The organism is Psychrobacillus sp. AK 1817, assembly GCF_008807035.1.
GTDB classification, from domain to species: Bacteria; Bacillota; Bacilli; order Bacillales_A; family Planococcaceae; genus Psychrobacillus; species Psychrobacillus faecigallinarum.
The window spans coordinates 516,271-536,647 of the sequence record NZ_CP031739.1 but is presented as its reverse complement, the minus strand read 5'-3'; the positions used below and the strand labels follow the sequence as shown (position 1 = coordinate 536,647).

Below are 20,377 nucleotides of genomic sequence, written 5' to 3'. Positions count from 1 at the left end.
GGCAGTTTTCCTTGTTCAATGGGAGAGTAGTGGAAAGGCCATTATTTATAAAGTCTTCTAGTCAAAGAGCGCTATTATGGACTTATGAAAAAGCCCAATTTACCATTTTTAATACTATGAAATTGATCTAGTAACAGTTGGATCTGGTTTGAAATAGTTTCAAAAATAGTATTTTGGGATGTCAAATTGTGTAGTAGGTTACTTATAAAAACAATAAAGGAGTAGTTTAAATATGTTTATACCTAAATATTTTAAAGTCACAGACATGGATGAAGTCAAAGAGTTTATTCAAACGAACTCTTTTGGAACACTCGTTACAACAAAACAAGGGAAACCTATTGCCACACATATACCTTTGGAGTATAGAAAAAAAGGCGATGAATATTATATTACCGGACATATGGCATACGGGAATCCTCAGTGGAGAACATTCGAAGCATGTGAGACCGCACTTGTAATTTACCAGGGGCCGGATGCGTATATTACTTCTTCATGGTATGGTCATGAAAATGTTCCAACATGGAATTACCAAGCCGTACATGTATATGGAAAACCGATTGTTTTAGAGCAAGACGAGTTAGAACATGACCTGGTTATGTTACTAGAAAAATATGAAAAACATCGGAAAAATCCAATTTTATGGGACAAACTTTCACCGGGGCTATTGGAAAGGGAACTTAAAGGTATTGTGGGATTTAAGATTAAAGTACAAGAAGTTCAAGCTGCTTATAAATTAAGCCAGAATCGAAATGAAGAGGATTACCGCAACATCATTGAACAACTACAGAAGGAAGAAGATTTGAATTCTCATCAATTGGCGAAAGCGATGAAAAATAATAAAAAATAAGAGGAATTAAGAAGATGGTTTGTGTAGATTTCTCTTATACTAATGGATGGTTTAGTCAAGTGAGCGAAGGATTATTCCCAATTTAATAGAATTATAGACATAGGGTGTTTTACAAATCGTGCAGGGTTAGTTCAATAAGAAGGTATTTTAAATGTACGTTAAAGTCATATCATTTGGGGATTCATTGAATGTAAATTGTGTAGAAAGGGGCGGTTACATTGAGGAAAGCAATAAAAATAGGTATTATTTTTGTTTCTATTTTGCTTTCAGGATGTAATACGAACAAAATAAGCAATGCTGAATTTACTAACACTACACCCGCCAAAATTAAAATAGAAAATTTAACCTATTTAATGACCGATGAAGTTTTAGCTACTAACGAGGTTGAAGTACAAATAGGCAAGATCACTCGAATACAAGAAATTGTGTCGTACTCTGAAGACGAAAACCCATATAAAAGCCCCAGTAAAATTTTTAAAATAATTAATACTGATATCGAAGAGGCAATAGCTATTAAAGTTAGTGACAAGTTATATAAAGCATATATGGAATGAACTTTGGAAAAGTTTCGGAGTTAGATGAAATTCCTTATTGAACTACCTTGAAAAGTAATTTCTTTAATGACAATACTTAAAAAGAGTCCTGCTTAATCGTAATGAAAAAGAGGAAAGAGATGAAACTCTGTTGCTCTCCATTAGTTACCTTTCCGCCCGCCCCATACTATTTTGCAACCCCAGAAAATGTTATAAAAAAAGAAAGATTTTGTCTTTAAACCGACCTTATAACTGGGAACTCTATTTTCTTATTCAACTAAAGCAGCAGTGTAGTTGAAGGAGGGATAGACAACTTCTTTATAGAAGTTGTATTCTCAGCAAGAAAATAGTGGAGGGGATTAAATGAATGTGGAGAAAATATATGGTGATTTACCTATCTTAGAAACAGAACGTCTTATTCTTAGAAAAGTCACTTTAGAAGATATTCAAGATATGTATCTATATGGTTCAGATGAAGAAGTATCTAAGTATGTAACTTGGAATACCCATGAAACGATATCTGATACAAAAGGCTTTGTTGAATTTGTATTGAACAAATATGAAAACAAGCAGGTTTCACCGTGGGGAATTGAATGCAAGGAAAATGGAAAATTTATCGGGACTATCGATTTTGTTTGGTGGCAACCAAATAATAAAACTGCTGAAATCGGATACGTTATTTCAAAAGATTATTGGAGAAAAGGTTTAACTAGTGAAGTAGCGAAAGAAATAATAAAATTTGGTTTTGAAAAAATGGATTTAGTTCGTATACAAGCAAGGTGTGATGTAGAAAATATCGGATCAGCACGAGTAATGGAAAAAGCAGGAATGTCTTTTGAAGGGATCATTAGAAAAGGTATATTTGTGAAAGGAATGCATCGAGATTTAAAAATGTACTCTATCTTAAAGGAAGAGTTTAATTATTCCAATGAAACTCGAACTTGAAGATAAAATTTCTTTTTCAACTTACAGGTGCTTTACTTCAAGAAGAAGTAAAGCTATTTTTTTGAACTACGTATCAGGTTCGCTGAAGAAGTAATCTCTTATTTTGGAGAATAAGGAGAACACCTATATGAAAAATACAATTGATTACGACAAACTCATTGAAGTTGCTTTAGGACATTATGGGATTACTGATTTTTCATCAATATTTATAAGACAAAACGACAATATCACATTAAAAATAGAAAATAATGAAAATAACAATTGTTATGTTTTGCGGATTCATTCTCCTATTACTCCTGGGCTATATGGTGTACAGCATACCTTTGAAGGACTAAACTCGGAAGTGGAATTGCTAAATAGTTTAAACGAACAAACCTCTTTAACTTTACAACAACCAATTAAAAACAAAAAAGGAAACTTGGTTACTACAATTGTTGATACTGATAATAATTTAATTCATTTGGCAACACTCCTCACTTGGAAAGATGGTGATGTATATACTGGGGTGGAAATAAATTCAAAAAATATTTCTTATGAAGTAGGAGTTGTATTAGCTAAAATACATAATTTCTCAAATAACTGGATTATTCCACAACCATTTATCCGCCCAGTCTACGATATTGAAAAGTATAGGAATTTGACTGATCGATTACAGTATGGTGTTGAAATTAACTTATTTACACCTGAACAATATGATGTGATATTGGATACACTGAAATATATAAAAGTTATTTTTGATAGAATACCAAAAACGAATAATAATTGGGGAATTATTCATGCTGACCTACAAGGTGGAAACATAATTGTGTATAATGATACAGTTATCCCTATTGACTTTGGTTTCTCAGGTTATGGTTATTATCTATTCGATATTGGCATTACGCTCACAACCTTTAAAATTAATCACAGAAAAAAAGTGTTAGAAGGATATAAAACATTAAGAAATCTTAATGAAGAAGACGAAATTCTAATAAGTGCGGGTTTTCTTTTAGCTATTTTTGGGGGTTTTGGATTTGTAGTTAATAACCAAGAATCTCACGAATGGATACAGCGGAGAATGCCCTATGTTACACAAAATTATTGTAGTGCTTTTCTCGTGAAAAAATCTTTTCTGTTTGAAATAGAGTAGTAAATTACTTTTTTTCCACCAACGTTGTATTTTAGTTTAATAATGATGCACAATTTTCTTGGATATCTAATTATAAAGAATAGGTAAATTACGGTTCCAAAATTTTCTGTTCGAGGGGGACTAGAGGTATGAAATCTAGAAAAAAATTAGTATTTATTGCTATAGGGTTAATGTGTCTTGTAATCATAATTAATTTATTAAAGAAGGATTTATGGGATGTAAACGAAGCGTTATTAAGAGAAAAAGTGTTATCAATTGAACATTCTGATAAAACAGTAAATTTATTAGATATAACACCGTTTGAGTGGGAATTGGTATATTCCTTTCAGCCATATACCCCGAAAGATGAAATATATAAAACAGTAGGATATAAATGGGATACTATCAGCGAAACAGTAAGTGAAGGAATGAATCAAATTGTTTTTTTGAATGATGGAAAAGTGGTTTGCTATTTATATGGGTATCCTGAGAATAACGGTTATGGTATATCTTTTAAATCTAGTAATTATAGTGATTCTGTTTTTATGCTACAAAAAAATGATCATTTAGATTTTAAAATAGAAAGAAGCGGTAGTATCGTATTTTTGAGAAACTAGTTATTCTTCAACTACCGATGTACATGAGTGAGAGATCGTTGAAATGTTGCTGATCAGCACTGTCCAACAAAAAGGATGCTTCCTATAAGTGGAATGTGGAAGATGCTTATATTGTAGTTAGACTATCTGGAAGTGTTTATGTAAAAGTTTATGAGTAATAAATCCCTTATTGAGCTAGCGGATGTTTCGTGAAAAAGAGAAGAAAAATCCATTATTGGGTTGTGAGTTAATAGTAAAAACGAATGAATTGCAATCTGAAATCCATTCGTTTTATACTATTTAATCTATTTGAAAGGCGTTAATCGACGCACTCGCTAGTTTAGCCTTTATCATGTCCTCCATTGGTGGATTGTACAAACCTGCTCTCACATTCATGTAATAGCGATGCATTGGATTAGACTGCGATAGTGCTCTTGAGCCTACAATTTTCATGGCTAAGTCGACTATTTTTATGGCGCCATTCGTTACAGCTATTTTAGTAATATCTAGTGATTCTTGGAGAGTTGTTTTATCTTCCGCCTGCTCATATCTTTCCGCCGTTCCATAGAGCATATGTCTTGCGATGGATAACTCTAGTTCCATTTCTCCTATAATTTGTTTTATATTTGGTGTCTCTGCAATTGGTTTTCCTAAGGAGGAAGGGGTATATGTAGCTGCAAATTCAACTGCATAGTTCCTCGCAGCTGCAGCAATTCCTATGTAGCAGGCAGGAATATGAAGCATCCATCCTTTAGCCTCTGGTCTTGTAGCTGGTAAGGTTTTTAGTATATTCCTTTCAGGAGCCCTTACATTTTCTAGAATAAGAGTGTGACTAGCAGTTCCTCTCATAGCAAGCATATCCCAGGTTTCTTCTATTGTTACTCCTGGACTATCTTTGGGAATAACAATCATTTCAATAATTCCAACTTCATTCGTACATGTTACTAAAATATAATTCAAAACAGGTGAAGCGGACGTAAAGGTCTTTTCTCCATTAATAATTAGTTCCTTTTTATCACGAACTACGGTTGTTCGTGGAAGTGCTCCACGTGTAGGGCTGCCAGCATTCTTTTCAGTTGCGGCACTATTGATAATTGCTCCTTTACCAATCTCCCCGAGCAGCCATTCTGCTGTTTCTCTGTTCCAATGGTTATTTTCTGCATACTCCAAAATAATTCCGTTATGCCAGCCGATAGATAATCCTGTGGAGCCACTGCCTTCAGAAATTGCCTCCTGAGCAAGAATATACTCATATAAACCGAACCCTTGACCACCATATTTCTCTGGTAGTGTTAACGTATGATAATTTATATTCTTTAAGTCTTGAAAGTCGGCAAAGGGAAAAGAGCCTAAATTATCTAGGTCAGGCTCTCGATGCCTGAAAACTGGTTTTAAATCATTAATTATAGATAATAATTCATACTGTTGCTCTGTTTTTATAAACTGATCCATTGACTATTGCATCCTCTCTTACTTAAATATGGTATCTATTTTCTCTATCTCTTCTTTTGAGAGGTTTACTTCCTGTGTTTTTAAATTTTCCAAAACCTGTTCGGCTTTCTTAGCACCTGGTATTACGACATCGATTGCATCGTTTGCTAAATACCATGCTAATACTAAATGAGAAACAGCAACGTCTTTAGAATTAGCAATTGTCTTCAATTCATCTACCTTTCTTAAGTTTTGTTTAAAAGCTTCCCCTTGGAATAAAGGATTTTTTGAGCGTCCATCCTCAAAGGTACTATTTACATTAAATTTTCCAGTGAGTAAGCCAGATGCTAAAGGGAAATAGGGTATAAAAGAAATATTATTGTCGATTGAATAAGGGAGCAGATTTTGTTCTGCATCTCTTTGAAGCAGGTTGTAGCCAGATTGAAGAACATCAATATAGCCATCTTTATTTCCTTCTTTCAACTGCTCTAATGAAAAATTAGAAACACCGATGGAACGAATTTTACCTTCTTCTTTCATTCTATGAAGTTCTCCAACTGCCTCATATTTAGGTGTAGCTTCATCTGGAAAATGAATATAAAACAAATCGATATAGTCAGTTTGTAACCGTTTTAAACTATTTTCAACGCTTTCTCTAAGAAAAGCAGGTGAATTATCTACAATCATCTTTCCTTCAACATATTTCTGTGCGCCCTTTGTAGCTAAAACTAGTTCGCTTCTTTTACCGCCTTCTTTTATCACTTCTCCGATAAGCCTTTCGGAGTGTTCGGGACCATACATATATGCAGTATCGATAAAGTTAATATTATTTTGTATAGCAGTTCTCACAATTTCTTTGCCAACCTCATCATTTAAATTAGGGAATATATTATGGCCTCCAACTGCATTTGTTCCTAGTCCTACTGGATAGACGTGTAAGCCAGTTTTACCGATTTCTACTTTTTTAGTCAAGTAAACCCTCTCCTTTTCCAAGATGTTTGACTATTTAATCTTAACAATAAATTACACAACGTACTAATAAAGAGCTTTTACTTGCTAGTGTACTGCTAGTTAAATTGCCGTTTAAGAGGATATTTAAACTTTCTTGTCGAAATAAAATAAAAGGATATTAGAGGACAAGAGGAAAAATTACATTTCAGATAACCAGAAGTTAAAGAGCATAAGAGATGGTCATGAAAAAAATTTTAAATAGAGAAAAATCTGTCTTGTTATCTAGAGGTATGAGATTTTGGCACTGTAGCTAACTCTAAAAGTGAACACATCTATGCATGTATCGATCTGTCGACGAAAACGGAGGAATAAAATGAATTTAGGTATGTATAAGGATGAGGTTAAGTTAGTTCCATACACAGCAGAGTGGACCGAAGAATTCCAAAGGGTAAAGAAACAAATATTATTTTCAACCGGTTTAGAAACAGGTCGTGTAGAGCATATCGGTAGCACAGCTATTGTTGATATGCCATCCAAGCCAATCATTGATATTGTAGTAGGAGTGGAAGATATAAATGCGTTAGATAAGGATTTCTTTAAAGCTATGCATTCTGTAGGTTTTTTGCGACTCCGAGTAGAGAGACCAAAGGAAATTGTACTTGCTCGATTTAAAGATGAATTATATGAGATTAAAACTCACTTTGTTCATTTGGTGAAATATAAAGGGGAGCATTGGAGAAATTTAATATTCTTTCGGGATTATTTGAACAATCATGAACATGAGAAAAAAGAGTACATGGAGTTAAAAGAGGAACTTTCTAAGAGAGGAAATATCAATATTAATAATTATACGAATTTAAAAGAAAGCTTTGTAAAATCACTGATTGCCAAAAGGAGGTCTAGTAATGATAACTAATTTATACTTTGTCAGACATGCTCATTCCACTTATACACCTAACGAGCTCGAGCGCCCTTTATCTGAAAGAGGGAAAGAAGATGCAAGATGGATAACTGAGTTGCTGAAAGAGGAAGGAATTGATCATGTTATCTCTAGTCCTTATAAAAGAGCTATTCAAACTGTAGAAGGAATTGCACGATTTTTGGACTTACCCATTGAATTGATGGAAGACTATAAAGAACGAGTATTAAGCGAACAACCGGTTGAGAATTTTAGTGAAGCAATAGAAATGGTATGGGATAATTACTCCTATGCTTTTGAAGGTGGAGAATCTAATTATCTTGCACAAAAAAGAGGGGTCGAAGTAGTTTACCAGACTTTAGAACGTTTCGAGGGAAAGAACGTAGCTATTGGTACACACGGAAACATCATGGTTCTAATAATGAATTACTTTGACGCGAAATATGATTATAACTTTTGGAGAGAGTTAGGAATGCCTGATATTTACAAATTATCCTTTAAAGGTAAGGATTTGATAGATGTAGAGAGAATCAGTAATCAAAAAATCATTTGCTAAAGAGGAAGAAGATTGAGGAGCGTAGTTTATGAACATTAGAGGGGTAAATCATTTCTTATTTTCGGTATCTAATTTGGAGAAATCTATTAAATTTTATGCGGATGTGTTTGACGCAAAGTTATTAGTCGTAGGAAGAAGCACAGCCTATTTCGACTTAAATGGTATTTGGATTGCATTAAATGAGGAACCTTGTATACCTCGAGAAGAGATAAAAGAATCATATACACATATCGCTTTTACCATTGACGAAAATGATTTGGAACATATTTCTTCGAAGCTTAAAAGATTGAATGTTACTATTCTTAAGGGGCGTGATAGGGTAGAAAAGGATAAAAAATCTATATATTTTACGGACCCTGATGGACATAAATTTGAATTTCATACTGGAAGCTTAATGGACAGATTAGAATATTATAAACAAGAAAAACTACATATGAAGTTCTATGAATAGAATTAGTCATATAAAAACACTTGACACCCAGCTATTAAAGAGGGTGTCAAATGCTATTAAATAGAATGATAATATGGTTAATAATAAATCTTCATCTCCTATTCATTACTTAAATCAAAGAAGCTAGGTGTATTATATGAGATTTTACTTTGTATAATCTTTATAATTTTTTCCTTTAACTCCTGCTCCAAATCCTCTCGATATTCAAAGCTAGTTTGATGAAGAACCCTTTGCATCTTTGGCTTTAGCTGCGTTATTAAAGCTAATATCTCAGCTTCGTCCACTCAATTTCCCACCTTTCTTTTTATCGGTACCTTGGACAACAGCATCAGACAAGTCATGCATGGAATTTTCTAGAGCTTCTAGCTTGTTTTCAAATCGATGAAGTAAATAGATGGAGACTACAATTGGAAAGCCGAAGTTGCCAATCATTTGGACAATATTACCCGCTTCAATCATAAGTAAGCTCCTTTCGAATGTTATCGATTATATTGCGTCGAGATTTTGAAACAGCTTGCTGGGAGATACCGAAATACGATGCGATTTCTCGGTCTGTCATTTGCTTCACAAAGACTAGGGAGAGTATTTTCTTTTGACGTTCAGAAAGCTTCCTAATACTAAAAAATAATTTTTCAGATGATATATGATCGGCTATGTCATCAGAAAAACCAATAAAATCCGTAAAAAACCTTTCATGATAAATGACTGTAATTTTATCATCGCTGTCTAGCGATAATATATTCTTTGATCTGTGCAATCGCTCCTTCTGATCGAACCGTTTACTTTCATAATGTAAAACCTTTATAACATAAGACAAAATTCGGATTTTCTGATAAAACTTTTTGAATTCATTATCTAATTGATTTTTGATCTCTTGGCTCTTGGTGTACTGATAATCCTCAAACAGTTTTTTGTTGTCAGGGTAACTTAGAAACTCTTCTATTATCTTTTTATTACCAGTCCCCATCTTGAACATTCCCCCCTAAATCTTAGAATGTATTGCTAGGCTAGCGGTATGGAAAAAGGATTTTACCGAGGCGAGTGAAATAGTGTTGTTCTATAAAGGTATTTTTTTTATAATTTTTACAACTCCATTCTTTGTTTAGAAAAAAAAGTAAAAAATGTATTTCTATATCCTAAATATTACTAAATTTTAGTTGAAAAATAAACAAAATATTAATGGGAAATTAAAAGTAAAAAGTACTGTTATTTAATATCGTTTGATAAATATTTCTTCTTTTCATTCATTTTTATTATAATATATTGATTTTACAAATAATTTTACTTTTTATTGAGAATTTTGCTGAAAAAAGTCGAAAATATAAAAAAGGAATTCAGCGTTTTAAGCAGAATTATAAACTATACTACATGTAAGGAGGTGACTTCCGATGAGTAGTATTGGTCTCATTATTAAGCAGGAAAGATTAAATCGAAATATTAAACAAACAGTATTAGCGAAAGGTATTTGTTCCACTTCTTACTTGAGCAAGATTGAAAATAATTCCACCATGCCTAGTAAAGAGGTAATGGAGCCTTTGTTAGATCGATTAAATTTGATGCTGGAAGAAATATCACAGGAAGAAGAAAATAATATTATTAATAACTTGTATGAATTGTATAAAAGCTCCATATTGACAAGAGATAAAGAGAGACTTAAAGTTTGCATACAACAATATACTGCCCGTAAAGTTAATTTCTCTATGTTGAAAAACTTTTATAGCTACAATTTGTATATGTTTAGATTAATGTTAGTTGTAGATGAGGAGGTCCTTCAGGTTTATCCATATTATCAAGTTTTGATTAAAATGGAAGATGATTTTGATGAAAAACAAAAATTCCTTTTAAACTTGAACCTCGGGTTATACAACTATCTAATTGGTGAATATTATGCGGCATTAGAAAGGCTTGAGCAAGCTCTCAAGCTATTGAATAATAATTCTTTTGAGGAGTGGGAACTAGCAGACTTTCACAATGCTATAAGCTTGACCTACTTTAAATGCAACGAATATTTCAATGCTATCAATCATTCTAGTAAATCATTGAAGTATTATAAGGATAATTTACTCTTTGAAAGAGCAATTGACAGTTACATAGTTACAGGAATGGCCTACAAAAACATGAAAAACTATGTAGAGGCCGAAAAGAACTACAATCTTGCGAAAAAGCTGGCTAAGGATTATAGGCTGACACAGTATAAAGGTATGCTTTATCAAAACCTTGGTTCACTTCAGGCCATTCAAGAAAACCATGAAAAGGCAATCGAGTATTATAAACATAGCTTGGAAAATAAAGAGGGCCCACACCAAGTGGAAGGGTATATGATAACTACTCTTTCAATTATTAAGGAGTATTCCAAGCAAAAGGATCATTTGCGTGTGCTAAGCTGGTGTGAAGCTGGGTTAAGTAAATTGGATGAAATAAAGGACAATCAAACAATGGCCACTCTATCTTACATACACCATTTTCACATATATAAAGCGTTTCATAGTTGCTCTGAAGATTTCGAAGCTATCATTAAAAAAGGGATTAATTATTTTGAGAAGGTCCATGACGATCGACACGTTCAAAAGTACTCTATATTATTAGCAGATTATTATTATAGGAACAGTCGTTTTAAAGCAGCCAATATTTTTTATCAAAAGGCAAATGAGATATTATTCAGACAAAAATCTATTTCAAAATGGGAGGATTTATAATATGAAAAAAATATTTATTCTTAGCTTGATAACATTAACAGTATTGTTTAGCTTTGGGACTTCTACATTTGCTGCAGAGGAAGAGGCACCAAGACCAACTTCAACAGGCGATTCGAACATCTAATAAAAGTCTTGTCATGGACTTTTGATAAATATTTAACTATAGACACTCACTTTTAAACTAGGTGAGTGTCTATTATTTTTGCAGGTTTAGTTCTAAGTACGGTCTTTAAGGACTGATAATTACGCGTTTAATGGAGCATATCATGTATACTCGTGTTGAAAAGTGAATTGTTATCCTCCATATGATTTTTAAATTTTTCTAAAATATCTATACTTCCTATTGACATTAGTTTTATTTACATGTTAAATTTATCCACAATAAAACCATACAAATTCGTTGATGAGAAAAAGTAGAATATGAACCTGCTCCAAAGAGAGCCGATGCTTTGCTGAAAGTCGGTGTTCAGGTCATTTTTGAAAATCCTCTCTGAGAAGTCGTGCTGAACATAGTAAGCTCGATCGGGTGTCTACCGTTAAAAGGAACGCGTATGCTTGTACGTGGCTAAGTGCTATTGGAATGAAATTTTCCATAGAATTAGGGTGGTATCACGGTTAAACCCGTCCCTTTACTGGGACGGGTTTTTTGTATGTTTTATTAAACTTAATAAGGAGTGATGCCAATTGGTTAACAAGAACAAGAAGGAAATAGTTTCAAAACGGGAAGAAAAAGTACGAAAAGTTTGGTTAGAGAAAAATGTTTTTCAAGAATCTATAAACCAACGAGATGGAAGGCCATCCTTTGTATTTTATGAGGGGCCGCCCACAGCAAATGGCATGCCTCATGTAGGGCATGCCCTCGGAAGAACGATTAAGGATCTGATCGCTAGATACAAAACAATGAAAGGATATCAAGTTATTCGAAAAGCGGGATGGGATACACACGGGTTGCCAGTAGAATTAGGTGTAGAAAAACAGCTTGGCATCTCTGGAAAGAATGACATAGAAGATTTTGGTGTGGAAGCATTTATCGAAAAATGTAAGGAAAGCGTATTTGTTTATGAGAAGGAATGGCGTGATTTCACAGAGAAGTTAGGATACTGGGTGGATATGGGTAATCCCTATATGACGATGAGCAACAGCTATATTGAAAGTGTATGGAATATCCTTGGTACCATTCACGACAAGGGCTTGCTACAAAAAGGTCATAGAGTATCACCATACTGCCCTAGTTGTCAAACTTCCTTAAGTTCGCACGAAGTATCGCAGGGCTATAAAATGGTGAAGGATCTATCGGCTACAGCGAAATTTAAGTTAACAGATGCAGAGAATGAATACTTCCTAGGTTGGACGACCACACCCTGGACGCTACCAGCAAATGTTGCTTTAGCAGTTAACCCTACGCTGGAATATGTTCGTGTGAAGAAGGGAGAAGAGGTTTATATACTTGCTAAAGTTTTGTTAGAAAAAGTAATGCAAGACGATTATGAAATTCTCTCCACCTTTAGAGGGGAGGAATTAGAAGGTATTACCTATACCCCACTTTTTGACTTTATGAGTGTTGAGTTTGGTCATAAAGTAGTTACCGCCAGCTATGTCACATGCGATAGCGGTACTGGAATTGTGCATATCGCGCCAGCTTATGGAGAAGACGATTATAAAGTGGTAAAGGAAAATGACTTGTCCTTTATCAGTGTGGTGGATGAGAGAGGGAGATATACTTCAGCAATAAAAGGATTTGAAGGTCGATTTGTAAAAGAATGCGATATAGATATAGTCCGATTTCTTTCCAATAAAGGACTACTATTCCATAAGGAAAAATATGAACATAGCTATCCCCATTGTTGGCGCTGTGACACCCCACTCCTTTACTACGCAATGGAAAGTTGGTTTATACAAACGACAGCTCTAAAAGAAATATTTATTGATAACAACGAATCTGTATCATGGCATCCTGAGTACCTTAAGCATGGTAGGTTCGGTAACTTTTTGGAACAAATGATGGATTGGAATATCAGTCGTAAACGTTATTGGGGGACACCACTTAATGTGTGGGAATGTAATAATTGTAAGGTAGAGATAGTGCCGAAATCTATCGATGAATTAAATAAATATTCTTTAAATGAACTAGGGGATATTGAGCTACACAAGCCATATGTGGATAAGGTTCAGCTATCTTGTCCTTCCTGTGGTGGACCGATGCAAAGAACTCCAGAAGTAATAGATGTATGGTTTGACAGTGGTTCTATGCCCTTTGCCCAATATCATTATCCATTTGAGAACAAAGAGTTATTTTCCAAGCAGTTTCCAGCGGATGTTATAGTCGAAGGAATTGACCAAACAAGAGGCTGGTTTTATAGTTTATTGGCCGTTTCTACCCTATTTACAGGTAAAGCACCATATAAGCGTGTGCTTTCCACTGGACATATTTTAGATGAGAACGGTCAAAAAATGTCTAAAAGCAAAGGGAATGCGTTGGATCCTGTTGACCTAATCCAAAAATATGGAGCGGATTCACTTAGATGGGCTTTACTAATTGACAGTGCCCCATGGAATGAGAAACGGTTTTCAGAAAAAATTGTTCAGGAAGCAAAATCCAAACTGGTTGATACGCTCGATAATGTTTATCTTTTTTATGATTTATATACGAAATTAGATAAATATATTGTGACTTGCGATAGACAGGTAAAGAAAACAATATTAGATAATTGGATTCTTTCATGCCTGCATAGTACTATCAGCAGAGTCAACAGTCACTTAGATGATTATAAATTTACAAGTGCCGCTAGGGATATTGCAAAGTTAGTGGAGCAGTTGAGTAACTGGTATGTGAGAAGGTCTCGGGAACGTTTTTGGTCAAGTGGGATAGACGAGGATAAGGTAGCTGCATATGAAACACTTTACGAAGTTTTGACTAAAACCAGCCAATTACTTGCCCCGTTTGTTCCCTTTATAGCTGAGGATATCTATTTAGCACTTACAGGAAAAAGTGTTCACCTTTCGGATTATCCTCAAGCAGAAAAATCGCTTATAGATCAAACACTCGAACAGGAAATGGAGGAGGTTCTCCAGGTTGTAGAGCTAGGAAGAAGTATACGAAATAGTTTTGCTATAAAAGTAAAGCAGCCACTTTCTCAACTGTTTGTTACGAGCAATAAGTCAATAAATTGGTTCACATATGAAAGTATTATAAAAGAAGAGTTAAATGTAAAACAGTTACATTTGGCTGATAGTGATGAAGATTTTTTCACATATACCGTCAAACTAGATTTTAAAAAATCAGCGGCTAAGTTTGGAAAACAATCCAACACTATCAATAATTATTTAAAAGGCCTAGTGTCTAGTCAGGTTACGGAGCTATTTCAAAAAGGAGGTATCATGTTCGAGGATACCTTTATTTTAAAGGAAGATGTTATGATCGAAAAGAAAGTAATGGACGGCTTTGCTTCAGCTACAAATAGGGAAACAACTGTTACTTTAGATGTGAAGTTAACAGAAGCACTCGTTCGAGAGGGATGGATGCGTGAGCTGATCAGGGCTATACAGTCTTATAGAAAACAGCTGCTTCTCCCCGTAGAGCAGAGAGTGGATATTATACTCCGCACAGACAACGAGATGCATAGGATTATTAAGGATTTTCACCAAATGTTGGAGCAAAACGTATTAATGCGTGAACTCATTGTTACTCAGGCATCCGTCCAAGGTTTAAAATTGTCGATAGGAGACCATGAAATTGAAATAGAATTATCAGCGCTTGTATAAATGGTAAAACAAAAGGGAGCATTCTTTATTGATTGCTTCCTTTTGTTTAAGCCTCATCTTTTGTGTTTAATGCCAATAATTTCTTTCTACTAAACGAGCACATAAAACATAAAACTCTCTTTCGGGATACTTCTGCTTCATTTTATCAATTTTCTTAACAGCAAAATCTTCAGCATCCTCGTAAGTAAGATGAGCAGCTATTCCATCTATTTTGGGGTACATCGGGGGAGTCGCTTGATTAATTTGTATGAATGTGAATGTTATATATTTTTTATCGGGGAGGTATTTGTCGCTTTTATCTTCTGCTTTTTGATCATTTTCGGGAAAGTAGAAAGCATTTAGCTGGCTGATTAATCCCACTCTTTTTAGTACCCATAAATCTGTATACCCCATAGAAATTTCTTCTCTCAGATTTGTATGTATTTCCCTTAAGCTATCACCTATTTTAGGGAAGGCATCTGATCTGTTCGTTAAATAAACAAAATAGTTAATGTTGCGTGTCTCATCCAGTAACTGATTGATCATTGTGTTCCTCCTTTAAAAAATATATCAAGAGTAGTTAAAGTATATTATATTTAATTGTATTAGCATTTATTTGTTTAAATGTAACATTTATTAGTCTGTGAGGGGATAGGAGAAATGGAAGAATTACTTACTTACATGAAAACATTAGGGGATCAATCTATCCAACGAACACAGCTTAAACATCGTCTAGATTTGGTACAAGCTTTTAAGATTGAAGAGGGTATGCGAGTTTTAGAAATTGGATGCGGACAAGGTGATACAACAGTTGCGCTTGCAAACGCTGTAGGGGAAACAGGATTTGTAAAGGCAGTCGATATTGCAAGCAGAGAATACGGTGCTCCTATTACCCTCGGAGAAGCAACTGATTTTATTAAGGCTTCTCCAATAGGCAACAGAATTTCCTTTATTTTTGAGGCAGATATTTTGAAGATGAATATAGAGGGAAAATATGATGTAGCCGTTCTCTCTCACTCTCTTTGGTATTTTCAGGATCCGGCTTTGTTGCTTTCATATTTTAGAAAGCTCAAGCATATTGCTAAACGCATATGCATCGCTGAATGGGATTTAGAATGGACTAAGAAAGAGCAACTTGCTCACTTTTATGCAGCCAACATTTTAGCGATTTATGCTGATCAGTTTGATGACGAGGGCAATATTCAAAATTTATTTCATAAGGAGCAACTGAAAGAAATAATGAAAGAAGCAGGTTGGAAATTACTAGACACAAAAATAGTAGATGCTTCTTTTCTGCAGGACGGGAAATGGGAGATAGACTTTGCAAAATCGATTAGGGAAAAATTCAAAAATTCCTCAACCAAAATAAACACGCTGGTTCAAACTAATTATTCTATGTTAGAAAAGGCAACTTCTCATGGTGAGCAATCGTTAAACAGCGTTGTGTTAATCGCAATTTAACATAATAAATACTCCATAAGTGATCACTCTTATGGAGTATTTATTATGCATGGTTCGTTTCATCATTAACAATATCAGTTATTTCTTTGACTGCCTTAGAGGTTTTCACAAAATGGAGCCATTTTGCATTTGCAGTAATTTTATTTTTTATATGAATTTCCACAATATCTTTGTCTTTTAATATCGTTTGAAGTGAGCTTACCTTGCCGTTTACTTTAGCAAAGGCCATTTTACTTGCCATATTCGGGTTTAGAGCATAAGCAAAATCAATAATATTAGAATTTACCGGCAACCTAATAATATCCATTTTAGGTGTGTATATTTCCATTTCTTTATGAAAAAGTTCTAGGGAGACAAGTTCGCAAAAGGCAATCGAATTATTAGCAATGGATTTAGCAAAAGGAATAGAGCTTCCTAATAGGGACGAGCTCAATGTAGTGGAGTCTATCGATTTTATGATTGCAAAAATTCCATTTTGGTAAAAATATTGGGTCTGTTGGTCTTGTAAAACAATCGTCAAAGGGACTCCAGCTACCCTTACCTTAGTTTTGAGCTGCTTGATAAAGGGATGTTTTTCAATAGCAATCTGGTCTACAAATTGATCTGGCATAGTTTCAAAGTTGGAATGTACGAGACCAAGAGCTGTATAGCAATTGAAGGGCGAATTGATAGTGATGTGGACGGTGAAAATATCTGAAAGATAAAATCCCTCACTTAACAAATTATATCCTTGAAATAGGGGGATATTAATCCATCTAGATTTTATTATTATGTTAGTTGTATCCTCTTTTTTTAATTTAGTAATAAATTCTTTATATGATTCTTCAAAAACTTTAGTGTAATTGTTTATCTTTTCTTTAAATTGCTTATAACGCTGCGGATGTAAATAGCTAAAGGCTAATTCTTCGAGCTCTCTTTGGAGTGTAAATAATCCTATTCTTTCTGCTAAAGGTGAAAAAAATAGGAGTGTTTCGTTTGAATAGGGAATTTTCTTTTCCGTTCTTTTAATGGCCAGGGTTCTCATATTATGCAATCGATCCGCTAGCTTAATAGCAGCTATTCGTATATCTTGGATAGCGTAGGAGAGGAGTTTTTCCATATTGATAGCGCTATACTCTTCCTTTTCAAAGCTTCCTTTTTCGAACTTTGTCAATCCATCCACGATAAAGGAAACATCATCTCCAAATAAATTTTCTATTTCCTTCAGGTCAATGGTTGTGTCTTCTACAACATCATGAAGTAAAGAGCAGACTAGAGTGGTTAAGTCAGCCTTATATTCCGATAAAATAAGACAAACCTCCAATGGGTGTACAATGTAAGGCTCACCGGTGGCCCTTGTTTGGCCTAAATGTGCTTTTTCAGCAAATTCCATTACTTTTTTTAATTGTTCCATTTCTAATTCCTCTAAATAGTTACAGCTATGTAAAAGCTGCTCTTTTACTTCTTTCATTTGAAATCACCTCCATTTAATAATATATGTATTAAGTCCTCCTTGAGCAAAGCAATTTAGACTATTATTTTGATACTTTTATATGTATTCTACTGAATTTTCAAAAAACCTTTTTCTTTGTTATAGAGTAATAATAAGTTGGATAAAAGACCTCAAGTTATCCATTTCCAAAATCATGTTAAAATAATATTGGATAGAGGTGTTCGAAATCAAAGGAGTAAATGTGCAAACGCTAGTTAATGCTAGAGCTTGTGGCGAACCACTCCTAAAGTGCTAGGAAGTGTCACGTAAAACGTTGAATCTGTCCTCTAATTGAGTAGAAATCATCGCTAATGGGAGAAAGCCTGTAAGTTAAAGGAACTGTCCCCTTAACCAAAGGAACGTTCTTAACAACAGGGGGCAAGAGCCACATCTAATTATTAGGAAATTCTATCACAGCATTATTTTTTGCTTAATAGCTATTTATTGGCTACATTGTAAATGAACAATATGGAGGGATTTATATGAGATGTGGTGAAAAATGCTTTCTAGTGGAGATGGAAGTGAATGGGGTTGTTCAAGTTAAGCCCGTGACCGCAAAATCTCCAATTGAGGCGAGAAAAAATATTCGATTAGAATATGGGGGAGAATCTAAGATTCTTTCTGTAACTGCGGAGAAAAAGAAATAACGGTCATTTATAATTTAGAGAAGCAGCTTCGATTAGAGAGGCTCCTTTATTAATATATCAACCTTCTAAAAATTCTCTTTTATTTGTTAATTATTGTGATATGATAATTTCATCGTAATTTTCAGACAACGGGGGAATTTTTTATGAAGGCTTTTTGGAGATGGATGCTACAGCTGTCTGTAGCATTTATTGGTATCCTACTGATTAGTGGGTTGCCTTTGTTAATCACCGGCTTCCAACAAGGAGAATTTTGGTGGGAAGAATATAGAAATCATTTACTCGGCTTGTTTTCTATAGGAGAACTTCTGGACCGATATGCTGGCATGCATATTGAGGGGTTTGTACAATATTCGTTAGAAGTATTATTTTTGGCGCTTCTGGTTGCTGTTTTGTTGGCGTTATTTTTTACAGTGCTAACTATGCTATGTAAGGAACGGGTTAGACAACGTATTAAAACAGTTTTTTTCTTTTTGGAATCGATTCCGGACATATTGGTTATTATGCTTATTCAGCTATTGATCATTATTATCCATAAGCATACAGGTATATTCTTGAAAATAGCTGTTACTGGTGGGGAAAAAATTTATTTACTTCCCGTGGTTTGTCTGATGATTCTACCAATGGTTCAGCTCTATCGTTTAAGTATGCTTACTTTCGAGGCTGAAGAACGTAAAATGTATGCAGAGCTTGCAAGGTCGCTTGGATTCGGTAAATTGGCTATTCTACTTATACATATTTTTAGAAATGCAGTTATTAGTATTTTCTTTCAATCAAAAAAGACTATGTGGTTCATGCTTTCAAACTTATTCATTCTTGAACGAATGTTCAATATGCCCGGTATTATGTATTATTTGAGCAATAACATTTCAGGAGAGTTATTTTTAATCACGGTATGCAGCTTCTTTTTCCCAGTGTTTCTCCTTTATAGTTTTGGCGAGTGGTATTTTCTACGTCATTTGAACAAGGGGAGAGCAATCGGATGAAGATGAAATCAGTTTGGAGACAGCCATATTTTGTTTTTGGATTTACTATATTAGCCTTCTTTTTAATAGGCAGTTTTATATTTGAGTGGATTTTTGGGCCAGATCCGAAACAAACTTATTTTTTAATGGAAAATGGCAGAGTAATAGAAGCAGCTCCACTATCCCCAAGCTGGATGCACCCACTTGGGACCGATCAATATGGCTATGACATGTTTGCTAAAATCATGCTTGGAGCAAAATATACCATTATATCTGCCATGGGAGTTGCAGCTGTTCGAATGCTTATTGCAGTACCACTAGGATTTGCAATCGGTACTTATTGGCAGAAGAGACGGGCCATTATTAATAGCGCTATCGATCCTCTACATTATATTCCTATGACCATTTTTTCTTATCTTATGCTTTACCCAGTGCTATGGGAGCCGATGGAGGGATTTTCTACAACTGTGTGGGAGAGAATTATCATCCAGGTTGTGCTAATGGCCATTATCACCGTACCAATTGTGGCTTCTCTCATAGGCAACGAGGCCAATCTGCTTGATCAGGAGGAATATATTCTGGCTTCTAAAACGTTAGGGGCTGGTCGACCGAGAATCATTACCCGTCACCTATTTCCAATGATGAGAGAGAAATTATTCGTTTTGTATGGACAACAGGTCGTCGAAACATTAGTTGTGTTTACGCATCTCGGGTTGCTCCAATTGTATATTGGAGGTACAGCAGTTAGCTATGACCCTATGTTTGGAGATCCTCCAAAGTCTATTGCCTATGAATGGGCAGGACTTTTTGGTTCCTCTTTCCGATATCTGCAAGGTGTACCATGGCTTCCACTAGGACCTGCTATATGCTTTGCATTGCTCATCTTGGCAATTTCCGCAATGATAGAAGGCTATACTCGCGCAGTGAACGGACAAGTCAATATTCCAAAGAGAAAGAAAGTAGCGTTTCTGTCTGAGGACATGATTGAATGGAACCAGCAGCAACTACAAGAAAAGATGCAACTTCTTTATAAGGATAAAGAAAAGCAAAAAGTCTGAGCTT

General features: G+C 34.7%; 22 protein-coding genes and 1 other annotated feature. Of the genes, 15 read left to right on the top strand and 7 right to left on the bottom strand.

From position 1 onward, the window contains the following. The first annotated feature begins 232 nt into the window (after nt 1-232). The 5 genes from D0S48_RS02750 to D0S48_RS02730 all read left to right on the top strand — a co-directional run bounded on the left by D0S48_RS02750 (nt 233) and on the right by D0S48_RS02730 (nt 4,050). Complete coding sequence (locus D0S48_RS02750) at nt 233-847, top strand: FMN-binding negative transcriptional regulator (protein WP_151109945.1); 615 nt, start codon at nt 233-235, stop codon at nt 845-847. Nucleotides 848-1,065: 218 nt separating this feature from the next. Continuing rightward, on the top strand, nt 1,066-1,401 hold the full coding sequence (locus D0S48_RS02745; protein WP_151109943.1) for a hypothetical protein: 336 nt from the start codon (nt 1,066-1,068) through the stop codon (nt 1,399-1,401). Between the two features lie 342 nt (nt 1,402-1,743). After that, nucleotides 1,744-2,325, top strand: coding sequence for a GNAT family N-acetyltransferase (locus D0S48_RS02740; protein WP_151109941.1), 582 nt, complete (start codon nt 1,744-1,746; stop codon nt 2,323-2,325). 127 nt (nt 2,326-2,452) lie between these two features. Further along, a complete protein-coding gene (locus D0S48_RS02735; protein WP_151109939.1) occupies nt 2,453-3,454 on the top strand; it encodes a phosphotransferase in 1,002 nt (333 codons plus the stop codon). Between the two features lie 128 nt (nt 3,455-3,582). Continuing rightward, on the top strand, nt 3,583-4,050 hold the full coding sequence (locus D0S48_RS02730; protein ID WP_151109937.1) for a hypothetical protein: 468 nt from the start codon (nt 3,583-3,585) through the stop codon (nt 4,048-4,050). 279 nt (nt 4,051-4,329) lie between these two features. Here the strand turns inward: D0S48_RS02730 and D0S48_RS02725 are convergent, their stop codons facing one another. Together D0S48_RS02725 and D0S48_RS02720 are read right to left on the bottom strand one after the other, a co-directional pair. After that, on the bottom strand, nt 4,330-5,481 hold the full coding sequence (locus D0S48_RS02725; protein ID WP_151109935.1) for an acyl-CoA dehydrogenase family protein: 1,152 nt from the start codon (nt 5,479-5,481) through the stop codon (nt 4,330-4,332). 18 nt (nt 5,482-5,499) lie between these two features. Beyond that, nucleotides 5,500-6,432, bottom strand: a complete 933-nt coding sequence (locus tag D0S48_RS02720; protein ID WP_151109933.1) for an aldo/keto reductase — start codon at nt 6,430-6,432, stop codon at nt 5,500-5,502. A 352-nt stretch (nt 6,433-6,784) separates the two neighbouring features. On the opposite strand from D0S48_RS02720, the gene D0S48_RS02715 reads away from it, so the two are divergent. The 3 genes from D0S48_RS02715 to fosB are packed head-to-tail and all read left to right on the top strand — an operon-like array spanning nt 6,785 to nt 8,337. Further along, nucleotides 6,785-7,327, top strand: coding sequence for a GrpB family protein (locus D0S48_RS02715; RefSeq protein ID WP_151109931.1), 543 nt, complete (start codon nt 6,785-6,787; stop codon nt 7,325-7,327). Next, nucleotides 7,317-7,886, top strand: coding sequence for a histidine phosphatase family protein (locus D0S48_RS02710; protein ID WP_191963858.1), 570 nt, complete (start codon nt 7,317-7,319; stop codon nt 7,884-7,886). The genes D0S48_RS02715 and D0S48_RS02710 overlap by 11 nt, the downstream gene beginning before the upstream one ends. A gap of 28 nt (nt 7,887-7,914) precedes the next feature. Then, the gene (gene fosB / locus D0S48_RS02705; RefSeq protein WP_151109929.1) at nt 7,915-8,337 is read left to right on the top strand and encodes a metallothiol transferase FosB; all 423 of its coding nucleotides are present in this window, start codon (nt 7,915-7,917) and stop codon (nt 8,335-8,337) included. Between the two features lie 98 nt (nt 8,338-8,435). Here the strand turns inward: fosB and D0S48_RS02700 are convergent, their stop codons facing one another. From D0S48_RS02700 to D0S48_RS02690, 3 genes are read right to left on the bottom strand one after another with little or no spacing between them, the layout of a single operon-like run. Next, a complete protein-coding gene (locus tag D0S48_RS02700; RefSeq protein WP_144536540.1) occupies nt 8,436-8,621 on the bottom strand; it encodes a hypothetical protein in 186 nt (61 codons plus the stop codon). Continuing rightward, nucleotides 8,608-8,796: a YvrJ family protein gene (locus tag D0S48_RS02695; protein ID WP_144536538.1), complete on the bottom strand. Its 189-nt coding sequence runs from the start codon at nt 8,794-8,796 to the stop codon at nt 8,608-8,610. Before D0S48_RS02695 ends, D0S48_RS02700 begins: the two co-directional genes overlap by 14 nt. After that, nucleotides 8,789-9,304, bottom strand: coding sequence for a sigma factor-like helix-turn-helix DNA-binding protein (locus D0S48_RS02690; protein WP_191963857.1), 516 nt, complete (start codon nt 9,302-9,304; stop codon nt 8,789-8,791). Before D0S48_RS02690 ends, D0S48_RS02695 begins: the two co-directional genes overlap by 8 nt. A 421-nt stretch (nt 9,305-9,725) precedes the next feature. Between D0S48_RS02690 and D0S48_RS02685 the strand changes: the two genes are divergently transcribed. The 3 genes from D0S48_RS02685 to ileS all read left to right on the top strand — a co-directional run bounded on the left by D0S48_RS02685 (nt 9,726) and on the right by ileS (nt 14,795). Then, nucleotides 9,726-11,033: a tetratricopeptide repeat protein gene (locus tag D0S48_RS02685; protein WP_144536534.1), complete on the top strand. Its 1,308-nt coding sequence runs from the start codon at nt 9,726-9,728 to the stop codon at nt 11,031-11,033. Nucleotide 11,034: 1 nt separating this feature from the next. Next, the gene (locus tag D0S48_RS21075; RefSeq protein ID WP_255475380.1) at nt 11,035-11,157 is read left to right on the top strand and encodes a hypothetical protein; all 123 of its coding nucleotides are present in this window, start codon (nt 11,035-11,037) and stop codon (nt 11,155-11,157) included. A 267-nt stretch (nt 11,158-11,424) separates the two neighbouring features. Continuing rightward, nucleotides 11,425-11,665, top strand: a binding site (T-box leader). Between the two features lie 76 nt (nt 11,666-11,741). Then, nucleotides 11,742-14,795 carry an isoleucine--tRNA ligase gene (gene ileS / locus D0S48_RS02680; protein WP_370455751.1) on the top strand — a complete coding sequence of 1,018 codons (3,054 nt, stop codon included), beginning with the start codon at nt 11,742-11,744 and terminating at the stop codon, nt 14,793-14,795. A gap of 66 nt (nt 14,796-14,861) precedes the next feature. Here ileS and D0S48_RS02675 read toward each other — a convergent pair whose 3' ends face one another. Next, nucleotides 14,862-15,320 (bottom strand): hypothetical protein, encoded by a 459-nt coding sequence (locus D0S48_RS02675; protein WP_151109923.1) that lies wholly within the window; start codon nt 15,318-15,320, stop codon nt 14,862-14,864. Between the two features lie 114 nt (nt 15,321-15,434). Between D0S48_RS02675 and D0S48_RS02670 the strand changes: the two genes are divergently transcribed. Continuing rightward, entirely contained in the window at nt 15,435-16,235 is an 801-nt protein-coding gene (locus tag D0S48_RS02670; RefSeq protein WP_151109921.1) for a class I SAM-dependent methyltransferase, read from the top strand. A gap of 43 nt (nt 16,236-16,278) precedes the next feature. Here the strand turns inward: D0S48_RS02670 and D0S48_RS02665 are convergent, their stop codons facing one another. After that, nucleotides 16,279-17,685 carry an HD domain-containing protein gene (locus D0S48_RS02665; RefSeq protein WP_151109919.1) on the bottom strand — a complete coding sequence of 469 codons (1,407 nt, stop codon included), beginning with the start codon at nt 17,683-17,685 and terminating at the stop codon, nt 16,279-16,281. A 503-nt stretch (nt 17,686-18,188) separates the two neighbouring features. On the opposite strand from D0S48_RS02665, the gene D0S48_RS20510 reads away from it, so the two are divergent. The 3 genes from D0S48_RS20510 (at nt 18,189) to D0S48_RS02655 (ending at nt 20,373) form a co-directional block, all read left to right on the top strand. Beyond that, nucleotides 18,189-18,353, top strand: a complete 165-nt coding sequence (locus D0S48_RS20510) for a hypothetical protein (protein ID WP_191697084.1) — start codon at nt 18,189-18,191, stop codon at nt 18,351-18,353. Between the two features lie 143 nt (nt 18,354-18,496). Further along, complete coding sequence (locus D0S48_RS02660; protein ID WP_144536524.1) at nt 18,497-19,336, top strand: ABC transporter permease subunit; 840 nt, start codon at nt 18,497-18,499, stop codon at nt 19,334-19,336. Next, nucleotides 19,333-20,373 carry an ABC transporter permease gene (locus D0S48_RS02655; protein ID WP_225321672.1) on the top strand — a complete coding sequence of 347 codons (1,041 nt, stop codon included), beginning with the start codon at nt 19,333-19,335 and terminating at the stop codon, nt 20,371-20,373. Before D0S48_RS02660 ends, D0S48_RS02655 begins: the two co-directional genes overlap by 4 nt. Nucleotides 20,374-20,377 lie beyond the last annotated feature (4 nt).